The sequence below is a fragment of the Acidimicrobiales bacterium genome (assembly GCA_036273495.1).
Taxonomy (GTDB): domain Bacteria; phylum Actinomycetota; class Acidimicrobiia; order Acidimicrobiales; family JAJPHE01; genus DASSEU01.
Window position 1 is genome coordinate 1 of sequence record DASUHN010000225.1, and the last position, 4,460, is coordinate 4,460.

General features: G+C 73.0%; 5 protein-coding genes. All 5 read right to left on the reverse strand.

Features of this window, described 5'->3' with window-relative positions:
- A partial coding sequence (locus VFW24_09515; GenBank protein ID HEX5266999.1) for a hypothetical protein occupies positions 1 to 317 on the reverse strand: 317 nt, incomplete at its 3' end.
- A gap of 29 nt (positions 318 to 346) precedes the next feature.
- Positions 347 to 2,062, reverse strand: a complete 1,716-nt coding sequence (locus tag VFW24_09520; protein ID HEX5267000.1) for an ATPase, T2SS/T4P/T4SS family — start codon at positions 2,060 to 2,062, stop codon at positions 347 to 349.
- A gap of 82 nt (positions 2,063 to 2,144) precedes the next feature.
- The gene (locus VFW24_09525; protein ID HEX5267001.1) at positions 2,145 to 3,011 is read right to left on the reverse strand and encodes a shikimate dehydrogenase; all 867 of its coding nucleotides are present in this window, start codon (positions 3,009 to 3,011) and stop codon (positions 2,145 to 2,147) included.
- A complete protein-coding gene (gene mltG / locus VFW24_09530; protein ID HEX5267002.1) occupies positions 3,008 to 4,129 on the reverse strand; it encodes an endolytic transglycosylase MltG in 1,122 nt (373 codons plus the stop codon). Before mltG ends, VFW24_09525 begins: the two co-directional genes overlap by 4 nt.
- A partial coding sequence (gene ruvX / locus VFW24_09535; GenBank protein HEX5267003.1) for a Holliday junction resolvase RuvX occupies positions 4,110 to 4,460 on the reverse strand: 351 nt, incomplete at its 5' end. The genes mltG and ruvX, both read right to left, overlap by 20 nt.

Sequence of the window (4,460 nt, forward strand, 5' to 3'; positions counted from 1 at the left end):
CGGAACCGGCCGAAGTTCTTGACCGAGTGCGAGGTGTCGAGCTCCAGGGCCTCCTCGAACCGCTCCCTCTGGCGCTGGGTGAGGATCGAGAACACCAGCCGGCGGGTCTCCGCCGGCACGAGAACGGGAAACTCGTCCAGCGGGACGATGCGTCCGTGCACGCGGGCGCACGGGACGAGGCCGGCGGTGAGGTGGAGGTCCGAGGCACCCATCTCCACCACGCGTGACAGGAGCTGGTTGACGTGGATCTCGACGCCCGAGGGAACGACCCGCGGGTCGATCTGGGCCAGTCCCTCGATGCTCTGAGTTGCGTCCATGATTGCGATCTGTCTCCTGGTCTCTGTGGTCAGGCCACGACGCGGAGGATCTCCTCCGCCGACGTGACCCCCGCCCGCACCTGGGCCAGCCCGGCCCGGCGCAGGCTGATCATTCCCTGGGCGGTCGCCAGCCGCCTGATGTCGTCGGAGTGGGCCCGCTCGACGATCAGCCGCTCCACCTGCTCGGTGATCGTCAGCACCTCGTGGATGGCGAAGCGGCCCCGGTACCCCGTACGACCACATGCCCCGCACCCGACGGCCCGGAACCACTTCTCGCCCGCCGCCATCTCCACCAGATCGGCGTACTCGCCGGCGGCGGCGCGGATCTCCTCGGCCGAGGGCTCATAAGGCTTCTTGCACCGGTCGCACAGCCGGCGGGCCAGACGCTGGGCCACGATGCAGTCGAGCGCCGATCCCACGAGGAAGGCCTCGACGCCCATCTCGACCAGGCGGCTCGGCGTCGACGCCGCGTCGTTGGTGTGCAGGGTCGAGAGGACCATGTGCCCGGTGAGGGCGGCCTCGACGGCGATGGTGGCGGTCTCCCGGTCCCGGATCTCGCCCACCAGCAGCACGTCGGGGTCCGAGCGGAGGATCGCGCGGAGGGCCGTGGCGAACGTCAGGCCCGCCTTCGGGTTCACCTGGACCTGGTTCACGCCCGGCAGGCGGAACTCGACCGGGTCCTCGACGGTGATGATGTTGCGGTGGTCCTCGTTGAGGATGTTGAGGGTGGCGTAGAGGGTGGTCGACTTGCCTGACCCGGTCGGGCCGGTGACCAGGATGGTCCCGTAGGGCTTGCGGTACGCCTCGGCGTACTGGCTCATCGAGTCGGGCAGGAACCCGAGATCCGAGAGCTGGAGCAGGGCGGTGGACCGGTCGAGGATCCGGATGACCACCTTCTCCCCGAACACCGTCGGCAGGGTGGCGACGCGGAGGTCCACGTCGCGGTTGCCCACCTTGCGCGTGGCCCGGCCGTCCTGGGGCAGGCGACGCTCGGCGATGTTGATGTCGGCCATGATCTTGAACCGGGACACCACGCCGTTCTGGATGCTCTTGCGCAACCGCATCCGCTCGTGCAGAACGCCGTCGATGCGGTAGCGGACGCGGACGTCGTCCTGGCCGGGCTCGATGTGGATGTCCGAAGCCCGGTCGGTCACCGCCTCGGTGATGAGGAGGTTGACCAGCTTGACGATCGGGGCGTCCTCGACGACGTACTCGAGGCCCGACGCGTCGTCGGTCTCTTCTTCCAGCGAGGTGGCCGCCTCGGCCGAGATGCGGTCGGCGTCACCCTCGAGGTTCTCGAAGCGCTCGATGGCGGCCGCCACCGACGCCGCCGACGCCACCACGATCTTGAGATTCCGGCCCGTGTGCGTACGGATGTCGTCCACGGCCAGGACGTTGCGGGGGTCCGCCATGGCCACGACCAGCTTGTCGCCCTCCCAGCGCAGCGGGATGGCCTGGTAACGGCGGGCCAGCGCGGCGGTGAGCATCGAGAAGACCGATGCGTCGGGCTGGTGCTCGCTCAGGTCCACGTACTCGTAGCCGGACTGCTCGGCCAGGGCGCAGACCAGGTGCTCCTCGGTCAGAAGGCCCCGGTCGATGAGCACCCGCCCGAGGGGACGGCGGTTCTCGGCCTGCTCGGCCAGAGCCGACGCCAGCTGGTCCTCCGTGATGAGCCCGCGCTGCACGAGGAGATGGCCGAGCTGCCCCGGTCGGCTTGTGACCTTGGGCACCGATGTGACCGACATATACGCCTCCGACCCCGCCCGCGGTCCCTCTGGACCACTCGCCCAGGCGAGCCCTTGGTGCAATATCGGCAACTCCGCCGAATTACTGGAGGGGGGCCACGGCTGCCGCCGCCGCCGCCGACATCGCCTCCAGCGGCGGGTCCTCCCCCGTCCACAGGCGGAAGGCGTGGGCGGCCTGGTGGACGAGCATGCCGAGACCACCCACCGTGGTCGCCCCCCGGGCCCGGGCCTCCCGCAGGAGAGCGGTGACCGCAGGGTGGTACACGATGTCGACCACGACCTGGCCGGCCTGTAGAAGATCGGCCTCGATGGGCAGGTCCCCGGCGGTCTTCCCCATCCCCACCGAGGTGGCGTTGACGACGAGGTCGGCCCCGCTCACCTCCTCTACGGGGCCCACCCGGGCCACGCCGGGCGCGAGGCCGGCGGCGGCGGTCGCCCGGTCGGGGCTGCGGTTGACCACGACCACGGCCGAGGCTCCCGCATCCGCCAGGGCCAGCACCACCGCCCGCCCCGCCCCGCCTGCCCCCACCACCACGCAGCGCCGGCCGGCCGGGTCGAAGCCGCGGTCCAGCCGCAGGGAGTCGAGGAACCCGGGCCCGTCGGTGTTGTGCCCGACCAGGGCCGTGCCCTCCCAGGCCACGGTGTTCACCGCTCCCAGGCGCTCCGCTCGCGGGCTCAGCCGGTCGACGAGGGCCGCCACGTCGGTCTTGTGGGGCATGGTCACCGAGAGCCCGTCGATGGACAGGGCTCGCATGCCCAGCAGGGCCGGGGCCGCCTGCCCGGACGCGACCGGGAAGGCCAGAAAGGCCCAATCCAGGCCGAGGGCCCGGAAGGCGGCGTTGTGGAGGACCGGGGACAGCGAGTGGCGCACCGGGTCCCCGATGACCCCCGCCACCCGGGTGGCGCCCCCGGGCCACGGGGGCCAGGGCTCGGCCAGCTCCTCGCTCACCCGGCCAACCCTCGCGACCGGGCCAGGGCGATGTTCTGCTCCTGGCCGGCCAGGGTGGTCGAGAACGCCTCTTTCCCGTCCGGTTCCACGACCACGTAATAGAGGTAGGGCCCCTTCGGGGCGTTGAGCGCCGCCTCGAGGGCGGCCCGGCCCGGGCTGGCGATCGGAGTCGGGGGCAGGCCCGTCACCCGGTAGGTGTTGTACGGCGAGGCCACGCCCAGGTCGGCGGCCGACAGGGTGCTGTGGCCCGGGCCGAGGGCGTAGAGCACGGTGGCGTCGACCTGCAGGCGCATGCCGCGGGTCAGGCGGTTGTAGACCACCTGCGCCACCAGGCCCCGGTCGGCGGGGACCTTGGCCTCCCGCTCCACCATCGACGCCACGACCACCGCCTGGTACGGGGTGACCCCGGCGCTCTGCGCCGCCCCGGCCACGCCGAGCTGGCCGGCCACCTCGTCGAAGCGGGCCACCATCTGGCCGAGGATCTGGGTGTCGGTCTCCCCGGGCTGCACCTGGTACGTGTCCGGGAACAGCAGGCCCTCGAGGTCGGTGGATCCGGCCGGCTGGTACTGCGACCGCACCTCACCGCTCCGCGCCGCCGCCAGGAACCGGGCCCGGGTGTGGCCGGGGATGGCCCCGACCCGGGCGGCGATCTGGTCCAGGGTGAACCCCTCGGGGATCGTCAGTCGGTGCACGAGCGGGCCCCGGTGCATCGAGGCCACCACGTCGCCGTAGGAGTCGTGGCGGGGCAGCGAGTACTCGCCGGCCTCGAACGGACCCCCGCCCAGCACCTTGACGTACAGCCGGAACAGGAAGGGATGGGAGATCACGTGGGCGGAGGCCAGCTCGTCGGCGATCCTGGTCGTGGACGCCCCCGACGGGACGTCGACCACCACGGCCGGGCCCCGTCGTCCCCCCGGGTTCACCTGGTGGTCCACCCACAGCGCCACGCCCCCCACCACCACCACGAGCAGCGCCACCCCCACGGCGACCACCCGCCACAGACGGGAGAGGCGGACCCGGCCCGGACCGCCGCCGCCGCCCGCCGGCGGGGCCGATGGCCCGGTGGGCGGCGCCGCCTCCGGAGCGGGCGGCGGGCCCTCAGCGGCGGGATCCGGCATCCAGCCATGCCTGCAGCAGAACCGCGGCGGCGGCCTCGTCCACGGCACCCTTCGGGGCCCGGGCCCGCCGGGTCCCCCGTCCGGCCCGCCGCCCGTCCGCCTCCCGGAGCGCCCGGGTCGCGGTGACCGTGGTGAACCGCTCGTCCTGGGTGTGGACCGGAACGCCCAGGGCGGACCGCAGCTCCTCCACCTCGTCGAGGGCGGCCCGCGCCGCGGGCCCCAGCCCGCCGGACAACGACAGCGGCAGGCCCACCACCACCTCCTCCGCCCCCAGCTCGGCGGCGGTGGCGGCCAGGCGGGCGTGGTCGTCGGCCCGGTCCCCGCTGCGCTC